Origin of the sequence: Micromonospora carbonacea, assembly GCF_014205165.1 — a bacterium.
Taxonomy (GTDB): Bacteria; Actinomycetota; Actinomycetes; order Mycobacteriales; family Micromonosporaceae; genus Micromonospora; species Micromonospora carbonacea.
Genome location: NZ_JACHMZ010000001.1, coordinates 4215269 through 4240233, shown reverse-complemented (window position 1 = coordinate 4240233; position 24965 = coordinate 4215269). Strand labels below are relative to the sequence as shown.

Here is a 24965-nt window from a genome sequence, read left to right as displayed (position 1 = left end):
TCATCCCTTGATTCCGGACATCGTGACGCCCTCGGTGAAGTACCGCTGGCCCACGAGGTAGGCGGCGAAGATCGGCACGAATGCGACGACCGAGCCGGCGAGCATGACGTTGAGCGGCACCTGCTCCTTCTGGAGGGAGGCGATGCCGACGGTGAGGGTGCGCATGTCCCCGCTCTGCCCGATGATCAGCGGCCAGAGCAGGTCGTTCCAGTGCCACAGGAAGACGAACACGCCGAGGGTGGCCAGGATCGGCTTGCACAGCGGCAGCACGATCCGCACGAACATCCGCCACTCGGACGCGCCGTCGATCTTTGCCGCCTCGAAGAGCTCGTCGGGCAGGCCCTGGATGAACTGCCGCATCAGGAACACCGCCTGCGCGTTCGCCAGGGTGGGCAGGATCAGCCCCCAGTACGTGTCGACCCCGCCGACCTTGGCGATGAGGATGAAGGTGGGGATGAGGGTGACGTGGTACGGGACCATCACCATCGCCAGGAACGACCAGAACATGGTCTCCCGGCCGGGGAAGCGCTTCTTCGCGAACGCGTACCCGGCCATGGCGGCCAGCAGCAGCACCGCGACGACGCTGACCACCGAGTAGATGGTGGTGTTCAGCAGCCACCGCAGGATGTCCCGCGAGTCGAGCACCGTCGCGTACGCGTCGAACTCGATCGGCCAGGGCAGCAGGCTGCCGGGGAACTCGACGGCGGCGGCGGGCTTGAGGCTCAGCACCACCATCGCGTAGAACGGGAACAGCGTGACCACGCTGGCCACGGCGAGCAGCACGTAGCGCAGCACGACGCCGCCGGGCCCGGGTTGCAGGGCCCGGTACGAGCGCCGCCGGCGGCGCGGCGGGGGCGCCGGGGTGGGCGCGGGGGCGGTGGTCGTGGCGGTCACTTGTCCCTCCCGAGGGTCAGCCGCTGGATCAGCGCGACGACCAGCGTCATCACGAACAGGGCCACCCCGATCGCGCTGGCGTAGCCGAGGTCGAAGTACTTGAAGCCCTGGTCGTACAGGGCCATGACGAGGGTGTAGCTGGCGCGGGCGGGGCCCCCGCCGGTCATCGCGTACACCAGGTCGAAGACCTGGAACGAGGCGGTCGTCTCGATCACCAGCAGGAAGAACAGCACGGGCTTGAGCTGGGGCAGCACGATCCAGCGGAACCGCTGCCACGGGCCGGCGCCGTCGGTGAGCGCGGCCTCCTCCTGCTCGCGGGGCAGGTCCTGGAGGCGGGCCAGCACGATCAGCATGCCGTAGCCGAAGTGCGACCAGACGCCGACCAGGGCGAGCGCCGGCAGCACCAGCGTGCTGGAGGCCAGCCAGGAGTCGTCGGGCAGGCCGACCCAGCCGAGGATCCGCGACCACGGGCCGTCGGAGGAGAACACCCAGGAGAAGATCGTGGCGACCAGCACCAGGCTGGTGACCACCGGCAGGAAGAACACCGACCGGAACAGGCCGACGCCGCGGAAGCCGCGCCGGACCAGCAGCGCCAGCCCGACCGACGCGGCGACGGTCAGCGGCACGTACAGCACGGTGTAGCCGGCGGTGACCCGCAGCGCCTGCCAGAAGACCGGGTCGTCGACCAGCCGCCGGGCGTTGTCGAGGCCGGTCCATTCGGCGTCGCCGCCGATCGTGTAGTCCATGAAGCCGAGCACCAGGCCGGCGATCGCCGGGCCGAAGCGGAACGCCAGGAACAGCAGGAACGCGGGGAGGACGAAGAGCAGACCCCATCGTGCCTCGCGCCGGGCGATCACCCGCCGGGCTCTGCGGGCCGGCAGCTGAGCAGGTACGGCCATCTCGCCATCCTCTTCGCAGGTTCGACACCGGCCGGTCGGGCCGGTGTGGTGGTGCCCGGCCCGCCGCCGCACCGCGGCGGGCCGGCGGGGCTCAGAGCAGCGCGTCGGCGGCCTTCGCCGCGTCGGCGAGCGCCTGCTCCGGGGTCTTCTTGCCGATCAGGGCGGCCTGGATCTCGGGGGCGAGCACGCCCATCACCTCGCGGCTCTTCTCGTGGAGCGGGCCGACCGTGGTGGCGCCCAGGGTCTTCTCCATCTCGGTGCTCACCGGGTCCTGCGGGTACAGCGACCCGGCGGAGGTCTTGGCGGAGAAGTAGCCGCCGGCGACGTCGTACGCGGAGGCGACCGCCGGCGCGGTGACGAAGGTGATCCACTCGCCCGCGGCCTTCTTGGCCTTGCTGCCCTTGAGGATCGACAGGCTGCCCACGGTGCCGTAGCCGACGCTCTTCACGTCGCTCAGCGGCGGGAAGATCTTGATGTTCTCCTTGCCCCAGAACTGCTCCACGTCGGCGGGGACGTGCTGCCAGGTGCAGGCGACCTTGTTCTTCGCCACGTTGGTCTGCTCGAACGCCGGGATGCTGGTGATCAGGTCCTTCTGGACGTAGCCGCCGTCGACGAGCTGCTTGAGGAAGGTCAGCGCCTTGACGCCCTCGGGCCCGGCGAAGGCCACGGACGTGCCGTCGGCGGTGAACACGTCGCCCCCGGCCTGCCAGAGCAGCGGGTAGAAGGACTGGTTGAGCGTGGCGCTCGGGTCGGCGTAGTAGTTGGTGGCGTCGAAGCCCTTCGCCTTCAGCTTCGGCGCGAGGGCCAGCAGGTCGGCCCAGGTCTTCGGGTATTCGGTGAGCCCGGCGGCGGCGAACACCTTCGCGTTGCACATCAGCGGGTTGCTGCTGGTCAGCAGCGGCGCGCCGAGCATCTTGCCGTCGAGGGTGACGGCGGTCCGGACGTTCTCCCGGTAGTCGGCCTTCGCGTCGGCGGGCAGGTAGTCGTCCACCGGCTCGATCATCTTCTGGAACTTGCCGAGCTGGTCGGGGATCAGGTAGACGACGTCCGGGCCCTTGCCGCCGGCGATCGCCGCCGTCAGCGACTCCTCCCGCTTGGCCCACGGGAAGATCTCGACCTTGACGTCGACGTCCGGGTGGTCGGCCTTGAACGCGGCGACCTGCTTGTCCCAGAAGCCCTTGTGGGTGGCCTCGTCGGGGACCACCGGGTAGATCCACATGGTGACGCTCTGCCTGTCGCCGCCGGCCTCGGAGCCGCCGCCGCAGGCGGTGAGCAGCCCGGCCGCCAGCGCGACGGCCGCGACCGGTGCGAACCTGCGAAGTCTCATCTGTGCGTTCCTCTCGAAGTGGTTCACTGCGCGGGCACGGTCACGACCGTGCCGGTGTGCCGGGCCGTCTCGGCGGCGAAGACCGCGAGGTGGCTGGCGAGGGTCTCGTCCAGCCCGGACCGGATGTGGTGGCGGTCGCCGGTGGCCACGGCGCGGACGAAGGCGTCCATCAGCCCGGTGTCGCCGCCGCCGTGGTCGTCGGCGGCGGTGGACCCGCCGACCGTGCCGGCGTCGAGGACCTCGATCCGGTCGGTGCGGAAGTCGTGCACCCGGACCCGCTCGCCGTCGCCGGACAGGGAGCCGTGGGTGCCGAACAGCTGGGTCTGCCGGTGGGTCTGTTCGGTGAAGGCGGTCATGGTGAACGTGGCGGTGACGCCGCCGGTCAGTTCCATCGCCACGACCTGGTGGTCGACGACGTCGTTGTCGCCGGAGTACACGCACCGCCCGTACGGGCCGGTGCGCAGCGCCTCGACCAGCGCGGCCTCGTCGGTGCCGTCGGTGACCACGCTGACCGGCCAGATCGGCCCGTGCTCGCGCAGCACCGGCAGGTACAGCTTCGGCGCGGAGTAGGGGCAGCCCGGTTCGACCGGGCAGTCCAGGCACCGGGCGGCCGCGCCGGCCGGTGCCTGGTCGGGCCGGAAGTGGCGCAGCCCGCCGAAGCTGGCGACGCGCTCGATGCGCCGGCCGGTGACGTAGCCGAGCCAGTCCAGGTCGTGGCTGGACTTGGCCAGCAGCATCGGGGTGGCCAGCTCCTCCCGCCGCCAGGGGCCGCGCACGTAGGAGTGGGCGTAGTGCCACCAGCCGACCGGTTCGAGGTGCTGGACGCTGACGATCTCGCCCAGCACCCCGCTGTCCACCACCCGCTTCACCAGGTCGGTGTAGGGGGTGTACCGCAGCACGTGGCAGACGGCGAAGAGCACGCCGGTGGCGCGTACCGCGTCGACGATCTCCCGGCACTCGTCGGCCGTCGGCGCGAGCGGCTTCTCCACCAGCAGGTGCCGGCCGGCCTTGGCGAACGCGACGGCCGGCTCGACGTGCATCCGGTCCTGGGTGGCGACGACGACCGCGTCGACCGCCGGGTCCGCCGCCAGCAGGTCCCGCCAGTCGGCGAACTCCGCCGCGCCCGGGTGGGCGGCGGTGATCAGACCCCGCTGGTGGGGCCGCGGGTCGGCGACCGCGACGAGTCGCGCCCGCGCCGGGTTGGCGGCCACCCAGCGGGCGTACGTCTGGCCCCGGTTGCCCGCGCCCGCCAGCGCCACCCGCACCGGCCGGTCCTGCTGTCGCACCTGGCTCCTCGCCTTCTCTCGTCGTGGTGTGGTCAGACCGTGAGGTTCCCGGCGTCGCGGACGCGCGGGCCGGCGGCGGGCAGCTCCCGGGACACGCCCTCCTCGACGCACCCGGTGTGGTGCAGGTACGAGCCCTCGCCGAAGCCGGCGTCGGCCAGCCGCAGCTTCCCGCCGGTGAACTGGACGCCGACGGCGGAGTACCGGTTGGCGCCGGCGTCGACGGCGACGTGCGCGGTGCCGGCGTCGGCGGTGGTGCTGAGGTAGCCGCCCAGCTCCCACCGCACGACGCCGGTGGCCGCGGCGCGCGACAGCAGCGCCCGGGCGGAGTTGGTGCCGCTGAGCACCGCGCCGCCGCCGACGGTGATCCGCTGGTCGGCGGCGCCCGCGAGGCGGATGCCGGTGTCGGTGAGGGTGCCGCCGTGCACGCGCAGGTCGGCGGACTTGACGGTGGCCGGCGCGGCGTCGGGCGCGCCGACGAGCGTCACGTCGGTCAGGTGCAGCCGCCCGGTGCCGCTGAACGTGTGCCCGTCGACCCCGCGGATGGTGGTGCGGACCAGGTGCACCGGCGTGGTGACGCTGGCCTGCACCACGTCGGTGCCGGCGGTGGCGAGGGTGAAGGAGCAGCCCTCGATGACGTTGGGCCGCTGCGACCGGGTGGACTGCTGGGAGATGATCAGCGTGTCGTCGGCGGAGCAGCCGCGCAGCTGCACCCCGTCGGCGTTGACCCACAGCATCCCGGAGCCGGCCAGCCCGGCCTTGCGGATGACCTGGACGTCCTCCAGGGTCAGGTCGGTGACCTTGACCCGGGCCACGAACCAGGAGCACACGTGCTTGCGGACGGTGATCCGCTTCGCCGCCGAGCCCCAGGCCGCCCCGGAGTTGGCGAACGTCATCAGCCCGGAGTTGCCGGTGTAGACGAGGTCGTGCTCGTACTGGCCGTGGGTGACGAAGGGGCCCTGGTCGTCGCCGTCGCCGTGGCAGTTGGTGACGTACCCGTACGCGGAGGCGGTCCAGTCGTTGAGGTGCCGGGCGTTGGAGGTGCGGCAGTCCTCGACGTGCCCGTACAGGCAGTAGATCTGCTGGGTGAGGTAGCCGGCGCCGCCCCAGGTGACGGAGGTCGGGTTCCTCAGGGTGCACCGGGCGGTGTGGAAGTAGGTGCACCAGCGCCGCATGATCACCGGCCAGAAGGTGCCGGTGGCGTCGATGTCGGCGACGTCGCAGTGCACCGCGTACTCGTAGGCGACCGGGTGGGAGCCGGTGTACTGGTCCGCGCCGTTGCCGGTGAAGACGAGGTTGCGCACGTGCACCCGGCTGACCGGTTCGACCCGGGTCCAGGTGAGGGTGCGCCCGGCGGCCAGCTCCCAGCCGTTCTTGTAGTTGACCCGGATGTGGGTGCCGTCGACGATCTGGGTGACCTGGACGAGTTTCTGCAGCTCCCGCTCCCAGGTGCCGGCGAGCCGGTCGACCTCGACGGCGTACCACCGGCCGACGGCGAACGCCGCGGAGTCGGCGACCTGGAACGAGTCCCAGCCCTCCCGGACGGCCTCGGTGAGGGTGTGGGTGCGTACCTCGTCGGTGACCTTGCCCTGGAAGAACAGCACGGCGGCGAACGGGTCGTCGCGGCCGGCGTCGGCGATGCCGTCGGTGGACATGGTGTGCCCGCCGAAGTCGAGCACCAGGTCGCTGCGGGTGAACCGGTGCCGTTTCACGAAGTGCAGGTCGGAGTGGGCCTCGATGCGGTGCACGGTGGGGTCGGTGACCATCGCGTCGAGGGCCGCGTCGGCGGGGGTGCCGGCGTCGAAGATGCCGAAGTGCCGGAACTCGACGACGCCGTCGTGGAGCTGGAGCCAGCGGCCGGGCCGGCTGCCGTCGGGGGCGAGGACGGTGCCGCCGTTGGCGGGCGCGGTGCTGGCCGCGTCCCAGCGGAGCAGGCGGGCGGCGCCGTCGCCGGCGGCGTGGTAGCCGTCGACGTGCACGACCTGCCCGGCGCGCAGGGTGTGCGGCTTGACGGCGAGCAGGGCGGCGACGGTGCCCACGTGCAGCACCCCGTTGAGGCCGGGGGCCGGCGGTGCCGGCGGGGCGGGCGGGCCGTCCGGCTTGGCGGAGGCGGCGGTGGCGGGGGAGAGGGCGAGGGCGGTGCCGGCGAGGGCGAGCCCGCCGAGCCCGGAGGCGCGCAGCACGACCCGACGGGAGGCCGGCGCGAGGCGGTGGGTGGGTGTCCCGTCGGGGTTGGCGTTGTCGGCGTGCATGGGGTGTCTCCTCCTGCGGGGGCGGTCAGAGGGCGAGGTTGTCGCGGGTGACGACGCGGGCGGACTCGGCGGGCAGCTCGCGGGCGACCCCCTCCTCGACGCACCCGGTGTGCAGCAGGGTGGAGCCGGCGCCGAAGGCGGCGTCGGCGAGCGTCAGCCGGCCGCCGGAGAAGCGGGCGCCGACGGCGCGGTACCGGTTGACCCCGGCGTCGACGCGCACGTGCGCGGTCTGCGCGTCGGCCGCGGTGCTGCGGTAGTCGCCCAGCTCGATCCGGACCGCTCCGGTGCCGGCGGCCCGGGTCAGCAGGGCCCGGCGGGCGTTGGTGCCGGTGACCGCCGCGCCGCCGTCGACGACGAGGCGCTGGTCGCGCACGGCGGACAGCTCGATGCCGGTGTCGGTCAGGGTGCCGCCGCGCACCACCACCTCGGCCGCGCCGATCAGCAGCGGCGCCGCGCCGGGCGTCCCGGTCAGCGTGCAGTCGGTGAAGCGCACCGGGCCCGAGCCGCGCAGGATCGCGCCGTCGAGGCCGCGGAAGGTGGTGCGGACGAAGTGCACCGGGTTGCTCACCGGGGTCTGCACGATCACGGTGCCGGCGGGCTGGTCGAAGTCGCAGTCGGCGATGATCGTGGGCCGGCCCGATCGGGCCGAGCGCTGGGCGATGCTGAGCGTCCGCGCCGAGCAGCCGCGCAACTGCGCGCCGTCGGCGTTGACCTGGAGCGTGCCGGCCGGGTCGAACGTCGAGCGGGGGACGACCCGCACGTCCTCCAGGGTCAGGTCGGTGATCTTGGTGCCGGCGACGAACCAGGAGCAGACGTGCCGGCGGACGGTGATCCGCTTGGCGCTGATGCCCCACTGGCCACCGCTGTTGGCGATGTCCATCAGGCCGGAGTTGCCGGTGAAGACCAGGTCGTGCTCGTACTGCCCGTGGGTGGTGAACGGGTTGCCGCCGGCGTCGTCGCCGTCGCCGTGGCAGTTCTCCACCGTGCAGTACGCCGAGGCGGTGAGGTCGTTGAGGTGCCGGGCGTTGCTGCTGCGGCAGTCCACCACGTGCCCGTACAGGCAGTAGATCTGCTGGGTGAGGTAGCCGGCGCCGCCGTACATCACGGCCGGCGGGTTCTTCAGGGTGCAGTTCGCGGTGGTGAAGTGGGTGCACCAGCGGCGCATGATCACCGGCCACCAGGTGCCGGTGGCGTCGATGCCGGAGACGTCGCAGCGCACGGCGTACTCGTAGGCGACGGGGTGGGAGCCGCTGTACTCGCGGTCGTCCGGCCCCGACCCGGGGTACTCGCCGGTGAAGGCGACGTGGCCGAGGAAGACCATGTCGCGTACGTGGGCCCGCTGGACCGGCTCCACCCGCTGCCAGGTGATCCGGCGGCCCGGCTCCAGGGTCCAGCCGTTGAGGTAGCCCACCCGGATGTGGGTGCCGTCGACGATCTGGGTGACCTGGACCATCTTCTGCAGTTCGCGCTCGTCCGCGCCGGTGAGCGCGTCGCTGGTGGCGGTCCACCACTGGCCGACGGCGAACCGCGCCGAGTCCGGCACCTGGAAGACGTCGGTCAGCTCGGGGACGGTCTCGGTGAGGGTGTGGGTGATCACCGTGTCGGTCACCGTGCCGCGGAAGTACAGCACCGCGCCGAACGGGTTGTCGTGGGTGTTGCGCTCGATGCCGTCGGTGTGCACGGTGTGCCCGCCGAAGTCCAGTTCGATGTCGCTGCGGCCGAAGGTGTGCCGCTTGACGAAGCGCAGGTCGGTGTGGGCCTCGATCCGGCGGATCGCCGGGTCGCCGACCATGGCGTCCAGCGCGGCGTCGGCGGGGGTGTCCCGGCCGAAGATGCCGAACCGCCGGAAGTCGCCGGTCCCGTCGTGCACGGCCAGCCACCGGCCGCGCCGGTCGCCGCGGCCCGGGTACGGGGCGTGCACGGTGCCGCCGTTGCCGGCGGCGGTGCTGGTGGGGTCCCACCGCAGCAGGCCGCCGCCGCCGTCGCCGGGGCGGTGGTAGCCGGCGACCCGCACCAGGGCGCGGGCGGCCAGCGTGGCGGGGGCGAGCCGGGCCAGGTCGGCGACGGTGTCGACGCGCAGCATCTGGTCGTGGGGGGTGGGCGTGGACGTGCCAAGTAGACCCATGGAGAGCCTCAACCTTCGCGGTCCAGCCGTCCGGCGGGGCGCCGGACGGCGGCTTGAGGGCCTGGGGGCGCCAAGGGGCGGCCACAGGCGGGGGAAGGTCGGGCAAACGCGCGAGGCGCGCAGGCGGCGGAGCTGCTGACCGGAACGCCCGGCGCCGGGGCTGCGGCGCGACGGGAGTCAGCTGTTCGCCCGAGACGGCCGCGGCTGGGGGGCCGCGACCTGCCACGGCCGGGGCCGTGGCGTTGGCGGGAACGTTAAACAGCAGGTGAACCGGCTGTCAAGGGGTCTGCTCCGCCGGGACGTGGCCGAGCCGGACGGAGATGGCCTCGGCGGCCTGGCGCACCTGCCGGCCCAGCTCCTGGTAGCGCCAGCTGGGCAGGCCGAGCTTCAGCCCGGTCACGCTGATCGCGCCGCAGCACCCGCCGCTGTGGTCGCGCAGGGCGCTGCCGATGCAGAACACCCCCTCGGCGTCCTCCTCGTCGTCGAGGGCGTACCCGGCCTTGCGGACGTCGTGGAGGTGGGCCACGAGCGAGTCCAGGTCGGTGATGGTGTGGTCGGTGCGCCGGGGCAGCCCGACCCGGCCGATCAGCTCGGCCACCTGCGGCGGGGTCATCTCGGCCAGCAGGGCCTTGCCCAGCCCGGTGCAGTGCGGCAGCTCGCGGGTGCCCATCCGCAGCTCGATCTGGATGCGCTCGCCGTTGCTGACCTGGTCGATGACGACCGCGTGGGCGCCCTCGGGGACGGCCAGCCGGGAGCTGAGCCCGGTGTCGCGGGTCAGCGCGGCCAGCACCGGACGGGCGATGTCGCGCAGCGACAGCTGCTCCTGGGCGCGGACGCCGAGGCGGGCCAGGGCCATGCCGAGCCGGTAGCGGCGGTTCATGCCCTCGCCGTCGTCGGCGGCCAGGCCGTGGTGGCACAGCGTGTGCAGGGTGGCGAACGCGGCGCTCTTGGACAGGCCGCAGGCGCGGGCGACGTCGGTGACGCTCAGCCCCTCGTTGGGAGCGGCGGCGGAGAGCACCTCCAGCACCTCGGCCGCGCGGCTGACGCTGCGCACCAGGTAGCGGGAGCTGTCGCCGTCTTCGGTGGTGGTCATGGTCCCTCTTTCGGTCAGGGAAGCCGAATCTGTTCGCCAAGGCCGAACAGCGTAACAAACCCGTTCGGAAATCGGGTCCCCGCTGTTGACCGTCGCGATTTCGCCTGCCTAGTATGCCGAACATCGTTTGGTATGGCCGAACACTGTTCCGAAGTTCTGATGGGTTCCTCCCGCGGCGGACAAACCGCGGCGTCGCGACCGGGCTGGGTCGCCGCGCCGCACCGATGAGGAGAAGGTGTGAATTCACGATCGGCCCCGTCCGGCGTCACCCTCGCCGAGCGGGCACGCCGGGTCATCCCCGGCGGCGTCAACAGCGGGCAGCGCAGCATCCCGGGCCTCACCGAGATGGTGATCGCCCGCGCCTCCGGCGCGCGCTTCTGGGACGCCGACGGACGCCAGTACACCGACTACCACGCGGCCTTCGGGCCGCCCCTGCTCGGCCACAACGACCCGGACGTCAACGCCGCCGTCGCCGAGGCCGGCACGCGGGTCGACCTGTGCGGGGTGGCCGTCACCCACGGCGAGATCCAACTCGCCGAGACCCTCGCCGAGCTGGTCCCGAGCATCGAGAAGGTGCTGCTCACCAGCACCGGCAGCGAGGCCACCTTCCACGCCCTGCGGGTCGCCCGCGCGGCCACCGGCCGACGCCTGGTGGTCAAGTTCCAGGGCTGCTACCACGGCTGGCACGACTCGGTCAGCCTCAACGTGATCTCCGCCCCCGACCGGGTCGGCGTGCCCGACCCGATCTCCACGGGCATCCTGCCGGAGGTCCTCGACGCCACCCTCGTGCTGCGCTTCAACGACGTGGCCGCCGTCCGGGCCGCCTTCGCCGCGCACGGCGACGACATCGCCGCCGTCATCGTCGAGCCGGTGCCGCACAACGTCGGCTGCCTCCTGCCCGACCAGGAGTTCCTCCGGGCGCTGCGCGACGAGTGCACCCGGGCCGGCAGCGTCCTGGTCTTCGACGAGGTGATCACCGGTTTCCGGCACGACCTGGGCGGCTGGCAGCGGATCAGCGGCGTCACCCCCGACCTGACCACCCTCGGCAAGGCCATCGCCAACGGCTACCCGATCGGCGCCCTGGGCGGCCGCGCCGACCTGATGGACCTGTTCAGCACCCGTCCGGGCGCGCCCGCCTTCTTCGCCGGCACCTACAACGGGCACCCCGCGGTGGTCGCCGCCGCCCTCGCCACCCTCGGCAAGCTGCGCGCCGAGCCCGTGCACGAGCACGTCTACCGCCTCGGCGAGCGGGCCCGCGCCGGCATCCGGGAGGTCCTCGCCGACCTCGGCGTCCCCGCCGTGGTCACCGGGCACGGCTCCGTGTTCGTGACCTACTTCATGCCGGGCCCGGCACCCCGCAGCTACGACGACCTGCTGCGCAACGATGCCGGCATGTTCATCGGCTACCGTCGGCGGATGCCCGAGCACGGCATCTTTGAGCTGCCGCTGAACCTCAAGCGCAACCACATCTCCTACGCGCACACCGACGCCGACATCGACCACCTGGTCGAGGCCACCCGGGCGGCGGTGCGCGACACCCTCGCCTCCGGCGGGACGACCGAGCTGGCCGGCACCGCCACCATGGGCGGCGCGGTCGCCGGCGGGGAGGGGCGCTGATGCTCACCGTCGACAAGACCCGGCCGGTCGGGCCGGCCGGGCGGATCAGCCGGGTGGAGACCCTCACCCTCGGCACCGCCTGGCGCGACTTCTCCTACGTGCGGGTGCACACCGACGCCGGGCTGACCGGCGTCGGCGAGATCACCCACCCGTACCGGGCCCGGGAGACCTGCCAGCTCGCCGAGGCGATGGCCGGGCGGCACCTGATCGGCGCCGACCCGTTCGACGTCGAGGAGATCTGGCTGCGCATGTACCAGGGCGACTTCCTGCGCGGCGGCGACGTCGGGGGGATCGTCGTCTCCGGCGTCGACCAGGCCCTCTACGACCTCATGGGCAAGGCCCTCGGGGTGCCCGCGTACCGGCTCACCGGCGGCGCCTGCCGCGACCGGGTCCGGGTCTACGCCAACGGCTGGTACACCGGCGACCGGGAGCCCGCCGCGTTCGCCGAGCGGGCGCGGGCCACCGTCGCCAAGGGCTACCCGGCGCTGAAGTTCGACCCGTTCGGCGCCGGCCTCGGCGAGCTGTCCCGGGCCGAGCTGCGCCGCTCGATCGACATCGTCGCCGCCGTCCGCGCCGCCGTCGGCCCCGAGATCGAGCTGTTCGTCGAGGGCCACGCCCGCTTCGCCATGCACACCGCCGCCCGGCTGGTCCGGGAGCTGGAGCCGTTCGACCTCGGCTGGTTCGAGGAGCCGCTGCCGTGGACCCACATCGAGCGGTACGCCGAGCTGCGCGCCCGGGCCACCATGCCGATCTCCGGCGGCGAGCACTTCCACAACCGCTACGAGTACGCCCGGCTGTTCGCCACCGACGCCGTCGACATCATCCAGCCGGACCTCTCCATGGCCGGCGGCTTCACCGAGGTGCGCAAGCTCGCGGCCATCGCCGACCAGCACGCCATGGTGGTCGCCCCGCACAACTCCAACTCGCCGCTGTGCACCACCGCCTCGGTGCACGCCGTCCTCGGGATGCCGAACTTCAAGATCCTGGAGACCTTCGACGGGCTGCTGGAGGACTATGTCTTCGACGCCGTGCGGGGCGCCCTGCCGGTGGTCGACGGGCACATCGACCTGCCCACCGCGCCCGGCCTCGGCGTCGAGCTGGTGGACGAGGTGTTCGCCGAGCACCCGCCGAGCCACGGCTTCTGGAACATGTTCGCCGAGGGGTGGGAGAAGCGGGACCGCCGATGATCGTCGACGTGCACTCGCACCTGTTCGACTGCCCCGACCACGTCGGCGACCCGTTCGCCGCCGAGGCGGCGCGGGCCCACGGCGGCGAGGTCGACCTGACGGTGCGGTGGTCGCAGTACGCGGCCACCGCCCCGGCGGACACCCGCACCGTCGTCGTCGGCGGCAAGGCCCGCCGGTCCGGGCTGTGGGTCGACGACGCCGCGGTGGCCGCGTACGTGGCCGCCCGGCCGGACCGGCTCGTCGGGTACCTCGCCCTGGACCCCACCCAGCCCGGCTGGCGCGACGAGCTGGAGCACGGGCACCGCGACCTGGGCCTGCGCGGCATCAAGCTGATGCCGATGTACGCCGGCTTCGACCCCGCCGACCCCGCCCACGACGACCTGTACGCCTACGCCGAACGGCACGGGCTGCCGCTGCTGGTGCACACCGGCACCACGTTCGTCTCCACCGCGCCGCTGCGCTACGCGCTCCCGGTGCACCTCGACGAGGTGGCCATCCGCCACCCGGAGTTGCGCATGGTGCTCGCCCACCTCGGCCACCCGTACGAGGGGGAGTGCATCGCGGTCGTCCGCAAGCACCGGCACGTCTACGCCGACGTGTCCGCGCTGCACTACCGCCCCTTCCAGCTCTGGCACAGCCTGCGGCTCGTGCAGGACTACGGCGTGTGGCACAAGCTGATGTTCGGCAGCGACTACCCCTTCACCACCGTCGACGCCTCGATCGAGGGGCTGCGGGCGGTGGGGCGGGTGCCCGGCATCCCCGGCCTCGACCCGCTCGACGCCGAGCAGATCGAGCGGCTGATCCACCGCCCGTCCCTCGACCTGCTGGGGTTGGCATGACCTCCTCCGTCCCGCCGTCGTTCGACCTGTCCGGCCGGCTGGCCGTGGTGACCGGCGCCGCGCGCGGGCTCGGCGCCGCGTTCGCCGCCGGCCTCGCCTCGGCCGGCGCCGACGTGGTGGTGGTGGACCGGCCCGGCGTCGACCTCGACCCGGTCGTGGCCGCGGTGACCGGGCAGGGCCGCGCCTGCCACCCGTACCCCTTCGACCTCGCCGACACCGAGGCGATCGCGGCCTGGTTCGACGGGGTACGCCGCGACCGCGGCCCGGTGCACATCCTGGTCAACAACGCGGGCGTGGCCCGGCTGGAGCACTTCAACGAGATCACCGTCGCCGCCTGGCGGGACGTGATGCGGGTGAACGTGGACGCCGTCTTCTTCCTCGCCCAGCGCGCCGCCGAACACATGATCGCCGACGGCGTGGCGGGCCGGATCGTCAACGTCTCCTCCAAGAACGGGCTGGTGGCCGAGGCCGGGCTGGCCCACTACAACGCCTCCAAGGCCGCCGTCGAGCTGCTCACCCGGTCGCTCGCCGCCGAGCTGGGGCCGCACGGCATCACCGCCAACACGATCGCCCCCGGCATGATCGCCACCCCGATCGACGGCGAGTTCCCCCTGGACCGCGAGGCGTTCGAGGCCGCCTGGGCGGAGCGGATCCCGCTGCGCGGCGGCTACGGCACGCCGGCCGACTGCGTCGGCGCGCTGCTGTTGCTGGCCTCCGCCGCCGGCCGCTACATCAACGGCACCCACCTGGTCGTCGACGGCGGGGTGCTCGCCGACCAGATGCCCCGGCTGCGGTTCATGCCGCCCTACCGCAGCAGCCTCTGACCCGCGACCGGTCCCGCCGTGGTGTCCCCGGGCCGGGAGCGCGAGCGGTGCGACCGCTTCCGGCGCTGCCCCACTGTCGGTAGGTTGAAGCTGCCTCCGCGTGACGGCCACGGGGCGTCGTGAGGTGGCCGGCCCCGGGTTGGCGCCGAGCGGACAGGGGAGGCCCTCGAATGAAGATCGTCGCGTTGTCCTGCACGCAGAAGCGGCTGCCGTCGGTGACCGACGCGCTGCTCGAAGCGGCGATCGGCGGCGTCGTCCGGGAGGTCGGCGACGCGCGGATCCAACGGATCCGGCTGATCGACCACCGCATCGGGATGTGCGAGGGCGAGGACACCTGCCTCGATCCCGAGGTGGGCCGGTGCACCCTGGACGACGACTTCGCGCACGTCGTCGACCTGGCCGAGGGCGCGCAGGCGATGCTGCTCGCCATGCCGGTGTACGCGGGGAACGTGCCGGCCGTGCTGAAGATCTTCCAGGAGCGCCTGAAGAGCTTCATGAACGCCCGGCAGCGCCCGTTCGGCAACCTGCTGGTGGGGACGATCGTCCATTCGCGCACGATGCTGACCGAGCCCGCGTTGGGCTCGCTGTTCCCCTGGTACCTGCGCCTGCGCAACCGCAACGTGGCGTCGGCGTGCGTCACCCAGAACGACCACCAGGACCTGACCCGCACCGCGGCGATCGACCTGTGCGTGGCCGTGGGCCGGCAACTCGGCATGACGCTCGACGTCAGCCGGTCGCCGGCCCCGGACCGCACGGCGCTGCCGGTGGTTCAGCCGGTGGCGCGTCCCCGCTGCGGCGACCCGGCCGCGTCGCATTCCGTGGGCTGAGGGGACTCGGCGCGCCAGGTGCACCCGTCGCCCGCCTGCTCGCAGGTGACCGTGACGTCCGGTTCCACGTAGCGGGCGGCGATGGCGGTGTTCAGCTCCTGGCAGTACGCGCACGGCGACGAGAACGTGAGCACGACGCCCGCGCGGGCGGCCCGCTTGCGGTACCGCAGGATCCCGCAGTCGGCGTTGCGCAGGACGGTGCCCGAGGGGCCGGCCTCACTGGTCACCGCCGAGTCGTACAGCAGGAGCTGGTTGCGCAGCCGGGTCATGAAGTGGTCGGTGGCCGACACGCCGGTGGGCCGCTGTGCCCGCAGCAGCTCCGCGGTGATCCGGGAGTTGGCCTGGATCCACGCGGCCAGGCCCGCTTCGCCGTGCTCGCCGAGGACGAACTCCTCCGCGGCGGCCTGGGCCTCGAAGAACCGCTGACGCCACAGGTCGACCTTCTCGGCCGGGCCGAGGGGGGACGGCTCACCGGTCACGGTCCGCATCCTTTCCCGCGGTGGCGTCCAGCTCGGCGAAGACCTCCTGGGCGACGCGCAGCCCGTTGTTGGCCACCGGCCAGCCACCGTAGTAGGCGAGCTGGATGATGACCTCGACGACCTTCTCCCGCGACATCCCGAGGTGCAGGGCGGCGCCGATGTGGCCGCGCAGCTCCCAGTCGGTCCGGGCCAGCGCGACCGCGGTCAGCGCGACCAGCTCCCGCTCCTCGACGCTGAGGTGGGGGCGGGTCCAGATCTCGCCGAACAGGTGGTCGACGGTGATCCGCAGGAACTCCGGGTGGGAACCCGGGCGCGGTTCGCGGCCGAAGACCTGGTGGAACATGGCCACGCCCTGCTCGTGCCGGGCATCCGGCTGACTCATCGATCAACTCCTTCGCTTGGGCCGAACAGTTGGCAACGCCCACGACGCCACGAGGGCGGCGGACAGCAGCGCGGCACCGCTGCCGAAGGCGGCCGGAACCCCCACCCGCTCGGCGACGAGGCCGACCACGACCGGCCCGACCACGGCGCCGACATCGGTGCACATCGAGAAGACGGCGACGCCGCTGCCGGCGCGGCCGGCGACGACGTCCCCGATCAGCGCGGCCGGCGCGGCGTTGAGCAGCGCCGATCCCGCCGCGTACCCGCAGAGCAGCACGACGAGCCAGGCGTAGCTGTCCACGAACGCCAGGGCGGCGACGGCCGCCGCCGCCACCCCGGTGCCGGCGATCATGGCGGGCCGGCGGCCGGCCCGGTCGACGACCCGGCCGGCCGGCACGATCAGCAGCGCCTGGACGACGGCGGACGTGGTGAACGCCCAGCCGACCCACGCCACGTCGTGCCGCCACGCCACCACCACCGTGGGGACCAGCGCGCTGCGCAGCCCGAACAGCACCCAGCCCTGCGCCAGCGCGGCGAGGCACGCCACCTGGTAGCGGCGGTCCCGTAGCAGAAGTGGCAGCCCGACCGCGCCCCGGTCGGGCCCCGCGCCGACCCGGGGGCCGGTGCGCAGCACCGCCAGGGCCAGCCCGGCGGCGGCCAGCAGCAGCCCGGCGTACGCCAGGAACGGCGTGGACAGGTCGACGAGGGCGAGGAGCCCGCCCAGCGCCGGCCCGCAGATCCCGCCGAGCAGGAAGCCCGCCTCGAACACGGCGCTGGCCCGGCCCCGCTGGTCGGCCGGCGCGATCGACAGGAGCATCGCCAGGGCGGACACCGAGAACAGCACCGAGCCGACGCCGCCGAGGCCACGGAACACGAGGAGCTGCGCGTAGGACGAGGCGAACGCGGTGAGGGCCGAGGAGACCGCGCACAGCAGCAGGCCGGCGACCAGGACCCGCCGCTCCCCGAACCGGACGCCGAGCCGGCCGCAGAACGGGCTGGCGGCCAGCCTCAGCAACGCGAACAGGGCGACGAGCACCCCGATCTGGGTGGGCCCGGCCCCGAAGGTAGCCGCGTACACCGGGAGCACCGGGAGCACCAGTCCCAGGCCGAGCATGACGCAGCCGCCGACGACGCTGAGGACGTGGACCTCGCGCGGGAGGCCCGGCTGGGCGGTGGCAACGGGTGGGACGTTGCCGGTGTCGGCCGCCGTCACTGCCCGGTCACAGGATGATGCTGAGCTTGCCGTGCTCGTACAACGTCTCGTGGTCGAGCACCACGACCCGCCGCCGGATCCGGAACGACTCGCCGTCGACGACCAGCTCGAACCGGTACCTTCCGACGTAGGCGTCGGAGCGCCCGTGCCCGAAGCGGTGGACGACGACGTTGGCCGCCACGTCGAGGTGGGCGCCCCGATCGGCCAGGATCTCCACGTTGCCGATCATCCGGTTCGTCCGTGACCGGGGGTTCTCGCACCACACCTCGCCGTTGAGGAGCTGCTCGACGCGTTGGCGCAGCCGGGCGGCGTCGTCGTCGACGAGCCCGAGCGCGTCGCCCGCGCCGTCGCGGACGTCGGTGGCCGGCACCGCGTAGCGGATGTCGTCGGTCAGCATCTCGTCGTACCACTCGCGCAGCCGCCACTCGTCGAGCAGCCGCGCCTCGCGGAACAGGAACTGGCTCACCCGGTGCCACAGCCGCACCTGGGCCGCCCCGTCGACGCTCAACTCGATGGTCATCGTGGCCCCGCCCCCTGCGCCCCGGCCCGGCGGCCGGGCTCGTGGTGACCGTCGTCGCCGTGCATCAGCCGGTCCCACTGCCGCCAGAACTCGCGGGCGGGAAGCTCGTCGGTCGTCTCCGGGACCTCCTTGTTCATGCCCCGGGACAGGTCCGAGTAGCGGACCGCGCGGTTGAGGTAGCCCCGCTGGCACGACTCGATGATCTCGATGTCGTCGGGGGTGGCGAAGCCGGCGGGGCCGAGGAACGTCAGGTAGTGGCTCTTGCGGAGTTCGCGGATGTCCGGGTCCTCGTCCCTGGGTGCCAGGGCGACCGAGGTGATGGCCATCCGGCCGGCGCCGACCGGGTCGATCTTGCGGATCGTGATCGCGATCGCGTCGATGATCATCAGGTTGGGGAAGATCAGCAGCGCGCGGTTGGTGCCGGTGATCCGTTGCGCGCGTTCGGGGCCGAACCGCTCGACGAACCGCGCGGCCGTCGCCTCGATCCGGGGCCGCACCTCCGGGCCGAACATCGGTGTCCAGTAGGCGAGCGGGCGCGCCGCCGCCGGCGGCAGCTCGTTGGCCCCGTGCCCCAGCCCGAGGGCACGGCCGAAGCCGCCCCGCCGCCGGGGCGGCACCGACCCCAGCGATTCCATGTAGCCGACGTATCGCTTGTGCAGGGCCCGGAAATGGTAGATGTCGACGCTGTTCTCCATCATGAGTTTCCAGTTGGCCTGGGCCCCGTGCAGTTGCGCGCCGCGGATCACCTCCATTCCGGCCGCGGACTGGTCGTCGACGAGGTCGAGGTATTCCGTCGCGCCCGCCAGGTATTCCGTCAGGGTGCGCGGCTGCTGCGGATCGAAGGTGACGAACACGAAACCGCGGTAGCTGTCGCTCTGGTGCCGCGCGAGGCCGAAGTCCGCCTTCCGGAACCCCGGCCCGTACCCGTCGGGGATCGGGACACCGACCAGGTCGCCCTGGTTGGAGAAGGTCCAGTCGTGGTAGGGGCAGCGGAACGATCGGACCTGCCCGGCCGGCTGCGAGCAGACGAGGGCCCCACGGTGCGGGCAGCTGTTGGCGAACACCCGGATCACCCCGTCGGACCCGCGCGCCATCACCACCGGACGCCCGCCGACGTCGCGGGCCACGTACGAGCCCGGCGCGGGCACCTCCGACTCGTGCCCGACGTACAGCCAGCAGCGGTCGAAGATCCTCGTCAGCTCCCGGGCGGCCAGGTCCTCGTCGGTGTAGGCGCGGCGGTCCACCCGGAACGAGAGACGCTCGGGGTCGTCGAGCACGATCGGGTCGTGCACCGGCCGGTGCAGCTCGATGGTCACCGCGCCACCTGCCGCCGCAGCGTCTCGACCGTGCCGGCGACCAGCTCGGCCGTGCGGGCGGCGGAGTCGCCGCACTCCGGCTGCGCGGCGAGCAGCCGCGCCCGGTAGTCCCGGGCGGGATCGAGCAGGTCGGTGACGGCATCGGCGACGGCCTGCCCGGTGACGGCGGCCGGCTCCAGCGCCGTGCCGAAGCCCGCGCGGGCCACGAAGTGCGCCTGGATGGGCTGGTCCACCGCCAGCGGGACCACCAGCATCGGCGTCGCCGCCCGGACGGACTCCGCCACGGAGTTGTAGCCGCCGTGGGTGACGAACACGTCCGCGCGGTCGAGCACCTCACGTTGCGGCAGGTAGGGGGCGGTGAGCACGTCGTCGGGCAGCGCCAGCTCCGCCGCCAGGTCGCCCACGGAGGCGATCACCTGCGCGCCGGTCGCCGCCGCACCGAGGATCACCGTGCGCAGCAGGTCCGGCCGCCGGTAGAAGATCGTGCCGAAGGAGACGTAGACCACCGGGCGGTCGGGGTCGAGCCGGTCCAGGGCCGCGAAGGCGACCTCGTCGCCGCGGGCCCCCGCCGCGCCCGGCAGGCCGACGAGCTGCACGCCGTCGTCGGTGACCGCGTCGGCGCCGACGAGGGCGGGGATCGTCGGCATCAGGTTGAGGATCGGCGACCGCGCCGAGTGGGTCCGGGTCGACCACCCCACCCCGTGCCCGGTCAGGTAGTCGCCGACCTGCTCGTCGTAGGCCCAGCGGCCCCGCCGGTGCTCGGCCGGGCACACCCCGCCCAGGTTGGCCCAGATCATCCCGTACGGCACGCCGGAGGCGTGCGCGCCGACCATGGCCGCCGCCGTGACCGGCAGCGAGTCGACGAGCACGAAGTCCGGCTCGGCCGCCCGGATCGCGTCGGCCGTCTGCTCCGCCACCGGCGACGACCGCAGCATCGGGCCGATCCTCGCCGGGTCGCCGCTCCACGGCGCCATCTCGACCTTCCCGACCCCGTGGACCTGTGCCTTGCCCAGGGCCTGACGACGCTGCTCGTCGAGCGCGCCGCCGTCGGCGGACAACAGCAACAACGCGACCTCGCCGCCGGCGGCCTGGAGCGCGTTGACCACCGGGACATACGGGTTCAGGTGGCCGTGCTGAGTCGTGGTGAGCAGGGCGACGCGCATCAGATCTCCGATCCGTCGAAAGAGCCGGGACGGCGACGCACGAACGGCAGGACTTCACCCCCGGACAGGTGGGAGACGCCCGGCAGGCGAAAGGGACCGTCGACGTCCAGGTACTACTACGAGGCGCTATGCGTTTTCCCTCACCGCTGAGGGAAACGTCGATTGACGTTACTCGGCACAACTCGAAACAACCCGGTTCGCCGCCTGCCCGCAGACGGTGCACAAAGCCTGCCGGGGCGCGCAATCGATGTCAATGCCTGTGCGTGTCGCGGAGCGAACTGGCCGTGACCGTCGGCCATGGACCGCCGGTGGGGGAGGTTCCGCTGGCTGCCGCCCCGGGCCGCCGGATGTTACGGCTTGACGTCCGGAGTGTTATCGCACACAGTCAATGTGCTCGATGTGAGCGCTAACAGGAGTTGGTGTCGGCGGCTCCGGCCGCGCATCGACCGTCCACGAAGGAGGGACATGGCACTCATCGGACAGGTCATGCCGGGCGCGCGACGGCGTGGCCGGCTGTCCCGGGTCGCCGCCGCCGCGCTGGCGATGCTGCTCGGCGCGGGGATCGTCGCGGTGGTGCCGTCGGCGGCCGTGGCCGCGACGGTGGACACCACCGCGTGGTACGTGTTGGTGAACCGCAACAGCGGCAAGGCGCTGGACCTGTACAACCAGGCCACCAACGACGGGGCGCGGATCACCCAGTGGACGCGCAACGACGGCGCCTGGCAGCAGTGGCAGTTCGTCGACTCCGGTGGCGGCTACTACCGGCTGAAGTCGCGCCACTCGGGCAAGGTGCTGGACGTCTCCGGCGCGTCGACCGCCGACGGCGCGGCGGTGGTGCAGTGGTCGGACACCAACGGCACCAACCAGCAGTTCCGCCTGGCGGACTCCGCGGGCGGGTACGTGCGGCTGATCGCCCGGCACTCCAGCAAGGCCGTGGAGATCCAGAACGCCTCCACCGCCGACGGCGGGAACGTCGTCCAGTACGCCGACTGGGGCGGCAACAACCAGCAGTGGCAGCTCGTCCGCGTCGGCGACGGCGGCAACCCCGGCGGCTCCACGTACACCAACCCGGTCGTCTGGCAGGACTTCGCCGACGTCGACATCATCCGCGTCGGTGACGCCTACTACCTCTCCTCGTCCACCATGCACTACTCCCCGGGCGCGCCCGTGCTGCGCTCGTACGACCTGGTCAACTGGGAGTTCGTGGGGCACTCGGTGCCCCGGCTGGACTTCGGCACCAAGTACGACCTGCCCAGCTCCACCTCCCGGGCCTACGTCAACGGCATCTGGGCGTCGACGCTCAACTACCGCGCCAGCAACGGCACGTTCTACTGGATCGGCTGCATCGACTTCAACAAGTCGTACGTCTACACGTCGACCTCGGTCAGCGGCACCTGGCAGAAGCGCTCCGAGATCAACAACTGCTACTACGACGCGGGGCTGCTGATCGACGACAACGACACGATGTACGTCGCCTACGGCAACAGCACCCTGCACGTGGCGCAGCTGTCGGCGGACGGGCTGAGCCAGGTGCGTACGCAGCAGGTCTACACCACGCCGTCGAACATCGGCACGCTGGAGGGCTCGCGGTTCTACAAGCGCAACGGTTACTACTACATCTTCGTCACCAGGCCGGCCAACGGGCAGTACATCCTGCGGTCGACCAGCCCCTGGGGCCCGTACGAGACGCGGCAGGTGCTGCTGAACATGCCCGGCCCGATCTCCGGCGGCGGCGTGCCGCACCAGGGCGGCCTGGTGCAGACCCAGAACGGCCAGTGGTACTACATGGCCTTCGTCGACGCGTATCCCGGTGGCCGGGTGCCGGCGCTGGCGCCGATCACCTGGACCTCCGACGGCTGGCCGCAGATCCAGACCGTCAACGGCGCCTGGGGCAGCAGCTACCCGTCGCCGCTGCCGGCCCGGCCGGTCGCGCCGATGACCGGCGCGGACACCTTCACCGGCACGACGCTGAGCCCGCAGTGGGAGTGGAACCACAACCCGGACAACACGAAGTGGTCGACCGGCAGCGGGCTGCGCCTGCAGACGGCCACGGTCACCAACGACCTCTACAGCGCCCGCAACACCGCGACCCGGCGCATCCAGGGGCCCACCTCCACCGCCACCATCGAGCTGGACTACTCGACCATGCGCGACGGCGACCGCTCCGGGCTGGCCATGCTCCGTGACTCGTCGGCCTGGATCGGCGTGCGGCGGGACAACGGGGCGACCCGGGTGGTGATGACCAACGGCCTGACCATGGACGGCAGTTGGCGGACCACCAGCACCGGCACCGAGATCGCCAGCGCGGCGGTCAGCGGCGGCCGGATCTGGCTGCGGGCCAAGGCCGACATCAGGCCGGGCAGCGGGCGGCAGGCGTCCTTCTCCTACAGCACCGACGGGGTGAACTTCGTCCCGTTGGGCAACGCGCTGACGTTGAACAACGCCTGGCAGTTCTTCATGGGCTACCGCTTCGCGGTCTTCAACTACGCCACCCAGGCGCTCGGCGGCGCGGTCACCGTCCGCCGGTTCGACCTGACCACCCCGTGACCGACGCCGGGCCGGGGGCGACGCCCCCGGCCCGGTGCCACGGCCTGCCGGCCCTCGGCGGCTCAGCGCGCGAGCCAGCCCCCGTCGACCGGGATGACGGCCCCGTTGACGTACGCGGCCGCGTCGGAGGCGAGGAAGACGGTGGCCCCGGCGAGGTCGTCGGGCCGCCCCCAGCGACCGGCCGGGATCCGCTCCAGGATCGCCCGGTTGCGCTCCGGCTGCTCCCGCAGCGCCCGCGTGTTGTCCGTGTCGATGTAGCCCGGCGCGATCGCGTTGACGTTGACCCCGTGCGGGGCCCACTCGTTGGCCAGCGCCCGGGTCAGCCCGGCGACCGCCGACTTGGCCGCCGCGTAGCCCGGCACCGTCACGCCGCCCTGGAAGCTCAGCATCGACGCCGTGAAGATGATCTTCCCGGTGCCGCGCCGGACCATCTCCCGGCCGACCTCCCGGGCGAGCAGGAACGGTGCGGACAGGTTGACCTCCAGCACGTGGTCCCAGTCCTGCTCGGAGTGCTCGGCGGCGGGGGCGCGGCGGATCGTGCCGGCGTTGTTGACCAGGATGTCGACCGGCCGGGGCGACTGCCCGAGCCGCTCGGCGAGCGCGCGGACGGCGGCGCGGTCGGACAGGTCCGTCCGGTACGCCTCGAACGACCGGCCGTGGGCCGCCACCCGCCGGCCGACCTCGCTGCCGGACTCCTCCAGCGCCGCGCTGACGCCGACGACGTCCGCGCCGGCCGCGGCCAGGGCCTCCGCCATGGCCAGGCCGATCCCGCGCCGGCAGCCGGTCACCACGGCCAGCCGGCCGCTCAGGTCGAACGGGTTCACGCCGCACCTCCACAGTCCACGAGGACCTTCACCTCACCACCGGCGGCGAGCGCCCGGAACGCCTCCGCCACCTCGGTCAGCGGCACGATCCGGGTGATGAGCCGCTCGGCGGGCACCTGCCCGTCGTGCACCAGCCGGACGGCCTCGGTGTAGTCGTCGCGCTCGTACACCCGCACGCCGATCAGCTCCAGCTCGCGCCAGAAGACGCGGTGCAGGTCCACCGCCGGCGGGGTGGGGTGGATCGCCACCACCACCAGCCGCCCGCGTACGGCGAGCAGGTCGGTCGCGGTGCGGACCCCGGCGGCGGAGCCGGACACCTCGAACACCACGGCGGCGCCGGCCCCGCCGGTCGCCTCGTGGACGTGCCGCGCGACGTCGACCGCCGCCGGGTCCAGGGCGCGCAGCCCGAGCTCGGCGGCGAGCGCCCGGCGGTGCGGGTCGAGTTCGAGCACCGTCACCTCGGCGCCGACCGACCTGGCGACCGTGCCGATGAGCAGCCCGACCGGTCCGGCGCCGACGACCACGGCGTGCTCCCCGGCGGCGAGCCGGGAGCGCCGCACGTCGTGCACGGCGACCGCGGTCGGCTCGACCAGCGCGGCGTGGGCCAGGGGCAGGCCCTCGGGCAGCGGCACCAGCAGCCGCGCGGGCACCGTCCAGGAGCGCTGCATCGCGCCGGGCGAGTCGATGCCGACGAAGTTGAGCCGGTGGCAGACGTGGCGGTGGCCCGCGCGACAGGCCGGGCACTCGCCGCACCAGTCCAGCGGCATGACGGTCACCGGCTCGCCCACCCGGTAGCCCTCGACGCCCGCGCCGACCTCGGCGACGCGGCCGGACATCTCGTGGCCGATCACCGCGGGCACCCGGACCCGCCGGTCCATCGCGCCGTGCGCGACGTGCAGGTCCGTGCCGCAGATCCCGGTGTACGCGACGTCGAGGCGCACCTCGCCGGGGCCGGGCGGCACGGGGTCGGTGTCGGCGACGACGAAGGTGTTGTCGCCGACGTACTGCGCGCTGCGGTTCACGACGCCTCCTCGGTCAGGTGCCAGACCTCGTCCATCGGGGCCCACCAGTGCCCCGAGCCGGGCTCGGCGAGCGATTCCTGGCACGGATCGGTCAGCTTCCACCAGGCCCGCGTCTGCGGGTCCTCGGCGATGCGGCGCTGGTCGGCGTCGTGGTCCTCGCCCACGTACTCGTAGTAGCCGAACAGCAGGTCCCGGTGCAGGAAGATGCTGTAGTTGCGGATGTTCGCCTCGCGCAGCCGCCGTTCGACGTCGGGCCAGACGGCGGCGTGCAGCCGCAGGTAGGTCTCGCGGCGATCCGGGCGCAGCCGGATCACCCAGCCGTAGCGTCGCACG

22 protein-coding genes are annotated in these 24965 nt (G+C 72.8%); 6 read left to right on the top strand and 16 right to left on the bottom strand.

The window, feature by feature from the left end:
- From HDA31_RS33050 to HDA31_RS18030, 7 genes are all read right to left on the bottom strand, one after another.
- Nucleotides 1–894, bottom strand: coding sequence for a carbohydrate ABC transporter permease (locus HDA31_RS33050; protein ID WP_077937264.1), 894 nt, complete (start codon nt 892–894; stop codon nt 1–3).
- Entirely contained in the window at nt 891–1793 is a 903-nt protein-coding gene (locus HDA31_RS18055; protein WP_074475982.1) for a carbohydrate ABC transporter permease, read from the bottom strand. The genes HDA31_RS33050 and HDA31_RS18055 overlap by 4 nt, the downstream gene beginning before the upstream one ends.
- 91 nt (nt 1794–1884) lie before the next feature.
- On the bottom strand, nt 1885–3120 hold the full coding sequence (locus HDA31_RS18050) for an ABC transporter substrate-binding protein (RefSeq protein WP_178064280.1): 1236 nt from the start codon (nt 3118–3120) through the stop codon (nt 1885–1887).
- Nucleotides 3121–3143: 23 nt separating this feature from the next.
- Nucleotides 3144–4406: a Gfo/Idh/MocA family protein gene (locus HDA31_RS18045; protein ID WP_246384554.1), complete on the bottom strand. Its 1263-nt coding sequence runs from the start codon at nt 4404–4406 to the stop codon at nt 3144–3146.
- Between the two features lie 32 nt (nt 4407–4438).
- Nucleotides 4439–6655: a putative phage tail protein gene (locus tag HDA31_RS18040; protein ID WP_219825026.1), complete on the bottom strand. Its 2217-nt coding sequence runs from the start codon at nt 6653–6655 to the stop codon at nt 4439–4441.
- A 25-nt stretch (nt 6656–6680) separates the two neighbouring features.
- Nucleotides 6681–8780: a putative phage tail protein gene (locus HDA31_RS18035; RefSeq protein ID WP_219825027.1), complete on the bottom strand. Its 2100-nt coding sequence runs from the start codon at nt 8778–8780 to the stop codon at nt 6681–6683.
- A gap of 277 nt (nt 8781–9057) precedes the next feature.
- Nucleotides 9058–9873, bottom strand: a complete 816-nt coding sequence (locus HDA31_RS18030) for an IclR family transcriptional regulator (RefSeq protein ID WP_219825028.1) — start codon at nt 9871–9873, stop codon at nt 9058–9060.
- 237 nt (nt 9874–10110) lie between these two features.
- Between HDA31_RS18030 and HDA31_RS18025 the strand changes: the two genes are divergently transcribed.
- The 5 genes from HDA31_RS18025 to HDA31_RS18005 all read left to right on the top strand — a co-directional run bounded on the left by HDA31_RS18025 (nt 10111) and on the right by HDA31_RS18005 (nt 15167).
- Nucleotides 10111–11490: an aspartate aminotransferase family protein gene (locus HDA31_RS18025; protein WP_178064281.1), complete on the top strand. Its 1380-nt coding sequence runs from the start codon at nt 10111–10113 to the stop codon at nt 11488–11490.
- Nucleotides 11490–12677, top strand: a complete 1188-nt coding sequence (locus HDA31_RS18020) for a mandelate racemase/muconate lactonizing enzyme family protein (protein ID WP_178064282.1) — start codon at nt 11490–11492, stop codon at nt 12675–12677. The genes HDA31_RS18025 and HDA31_RS18020 overlap by 1 nt, the downstream gene beginning before the upstream one ends.
- A complete protein-coding gene (locus HDA31_RS18015; RefSeq protein WP_074475989.1) occupies nt 12674–13516 on the top strand; it encodes an amidohydrolase family protein in 843 nt (280 codons plus the stop codon). Before HDA31_RS18020 ends, HDA31_RS18015 begins: the two co-directional genes overlap by 4 nt.
- Nucleotides 13513–14340 (top strand): SDR family NAD(P)-dependent oxidoreductase, encoded by an 828-nt coding sequence (locus HDA31_RS18010; protein WP_178064283.1) that lies wholly within the window; start codon nt 13513–13515, stop codon nt 14338–14340. The genes HDA31_RS18015 and HDA31_RS18010 overlap by 4 nt, the downstream gene beginning before the upstream one ends.
- A 170-nt stretch (nt 14341–14510) precedes the next feature.
- A complete protein-coding gene (locus HDA31_RS18005) occupies nt 14511–15167 on the top strand; it encodes a flavodoxin family protein (RefSeq protein ID WP_178064284.1) in 657 nt (218 codons plus the stop codon).
- Here the strand turns inward: HDA31_RS18005 and HDA31_RS18000 are convergent.
- From HDA31_RS18000 to HDA31_RS17975, 6 genes are read right to left on the bottom strand one after another with little or no spacing between them, the layout of a single operon-like run.
- The gene (locus tag HDA31_RS18000) at nt 15110–15646 is read right to left on the bottom strand and encodes a hypothetical protein (protein ID WP_178064285.1); all 537 of its coding nucleotides are present in this window, start codon (nt 15644–15646) and stop codon (nt 15110–15112) included. The genes HDA31_RS18005 and HDA31_RS18000 overlap by 58 nt on opposite strands.
- A complete protein-coding gene (locus HDA31_RS17995; RefSeq protein ID WP_178064286.1) occupies nt 15636–16028 on the bottom strand; it encodes a carboxymuconolactone decarboxylase family protein in 393 nt (130 codons plus the stop codon). Before HDA31_RS17995 ends, HDA31_RS18000 begins: the two co-directional genes overlap by 11 nt.
- 3 nt (nt 16029–16031) lie before the next feature.
- Complete coding sequence (locus tag HDA31_RS17990; RefSeq protein WP_178064287.1) at nt 16032–17240, bottom strand: MFS transporter; 1209 nt, start codon at nt 17238–17240, stop codon at nt 16032–16034.
- Nucleotides 17241–17247: 7 nt separating this feature from the next.
- Complete coding sequence (locus HDA31_RS17985) at nt 17248–17760, bottom strand: aromatic-ring-hydroxylating dioxygenase subunit beta (RefSeq protein WP_178064288.1); 513 nt, start codon at nt 17758–17760, stop codon at nt 17248–17250.
- The gene (locus tag HDA31_RS17980; RefSeq protein WP_246384555.1) at nt 17757–19076 is read right to left on the bottom strand and encodes an aromatic ring-hydroxylating oxygenase subunit alpha; all 1320 of its coding nucleotides are present in this window, start codon (nt 19074–19076) and stop codon (nt 17757–17759) included. The genes HDA31_RS17985 and HDA31_RS17980 overlap by 4 nt, the downstream gene beginning before the upstream one ends.
- Nucleotides 19073–20239 (bottom strand): glycosyltransferase, encoded by a 1167-nt coding sequence (locus HDA31_RS17975; RefSeq protein ID WP_178064290.1) that lies wholly within the window; start codon nt 20237–20239, stop codon nt 19073–19075. The genes HDA31_RS17980 and HDA31_RS17975 overlap by 4 nt, the downstream gene beginning before the upstream one ends.
- Before the next feature lie 465 nt (nt 20240–20704).
- On the opposite strand from HDA31_RS17975, the gene HDA31_RS17970 reads away from it, so the two are divergent.
- Nucleotides 20705–22786 (top strand): family 43 glycosylhydrolase, encoded by a 2082-nt coding sequence (locus HDA31_RS17970; protein ID WP_178064291.1) that lies wholly within the window; start codon nt 20705–20707, stop codon nt 22784–22786.
- Nucleotides 22787–22848: 62 nt separating this feature from the next.
- Here HDA31_RS17970 and kduD read toward each other — a convergent pair whose 3' ends face one another.
- Genes kduD through HDA31_RS17955 form a run of 3 tightly spaced genes read right to left on the bottom strand, consistent with a single transcriptional unit; the run spans nt 22849 to nt 24964 of the window.
- Nucleotides 22849–23610 (bottom strand): 2-dehydro-3-deoxy-D-gluconate 5-dehydrogenase KduD, encoded by a 762-nt coding sequence (gene kduD, locus HDA31_RS17965; protein ID WP_074475999.1) that lies wholly within the window; start codon nt 23608–23610, stop codon nt 22849–22851.
- On the bottom strand, nt 23607–24632 hold the full coding sequence (locus HDA31_RS17960; protein WP_178064292.1) for a zinc-dependent alcohol dehydrogenase: 1026 nt from the start codon (nt 24630–24632) through the stop codon (nt 23607–23609). The genes kduD and HDA31_RS17960 overlap by 4 nt, the downstream gene beginning before the upstream one ends.
- Complete coding sequence (locus tag HDA31_RS17955) at nt 24629–24964, bottom strand: L-rhamnose mutarotase (RefSeq protein ID WP_178064293.1); 336 nt, start codon at nt 24962–24964, stop codon at nt 24629–24631. Before HDA31_RS17955 ends, HDA31_RS17960 begins: the two co-directional genes overlap by 4 nt.
- Between the last annotated feature and the right edge of the window lies 1 nt (nt 24965).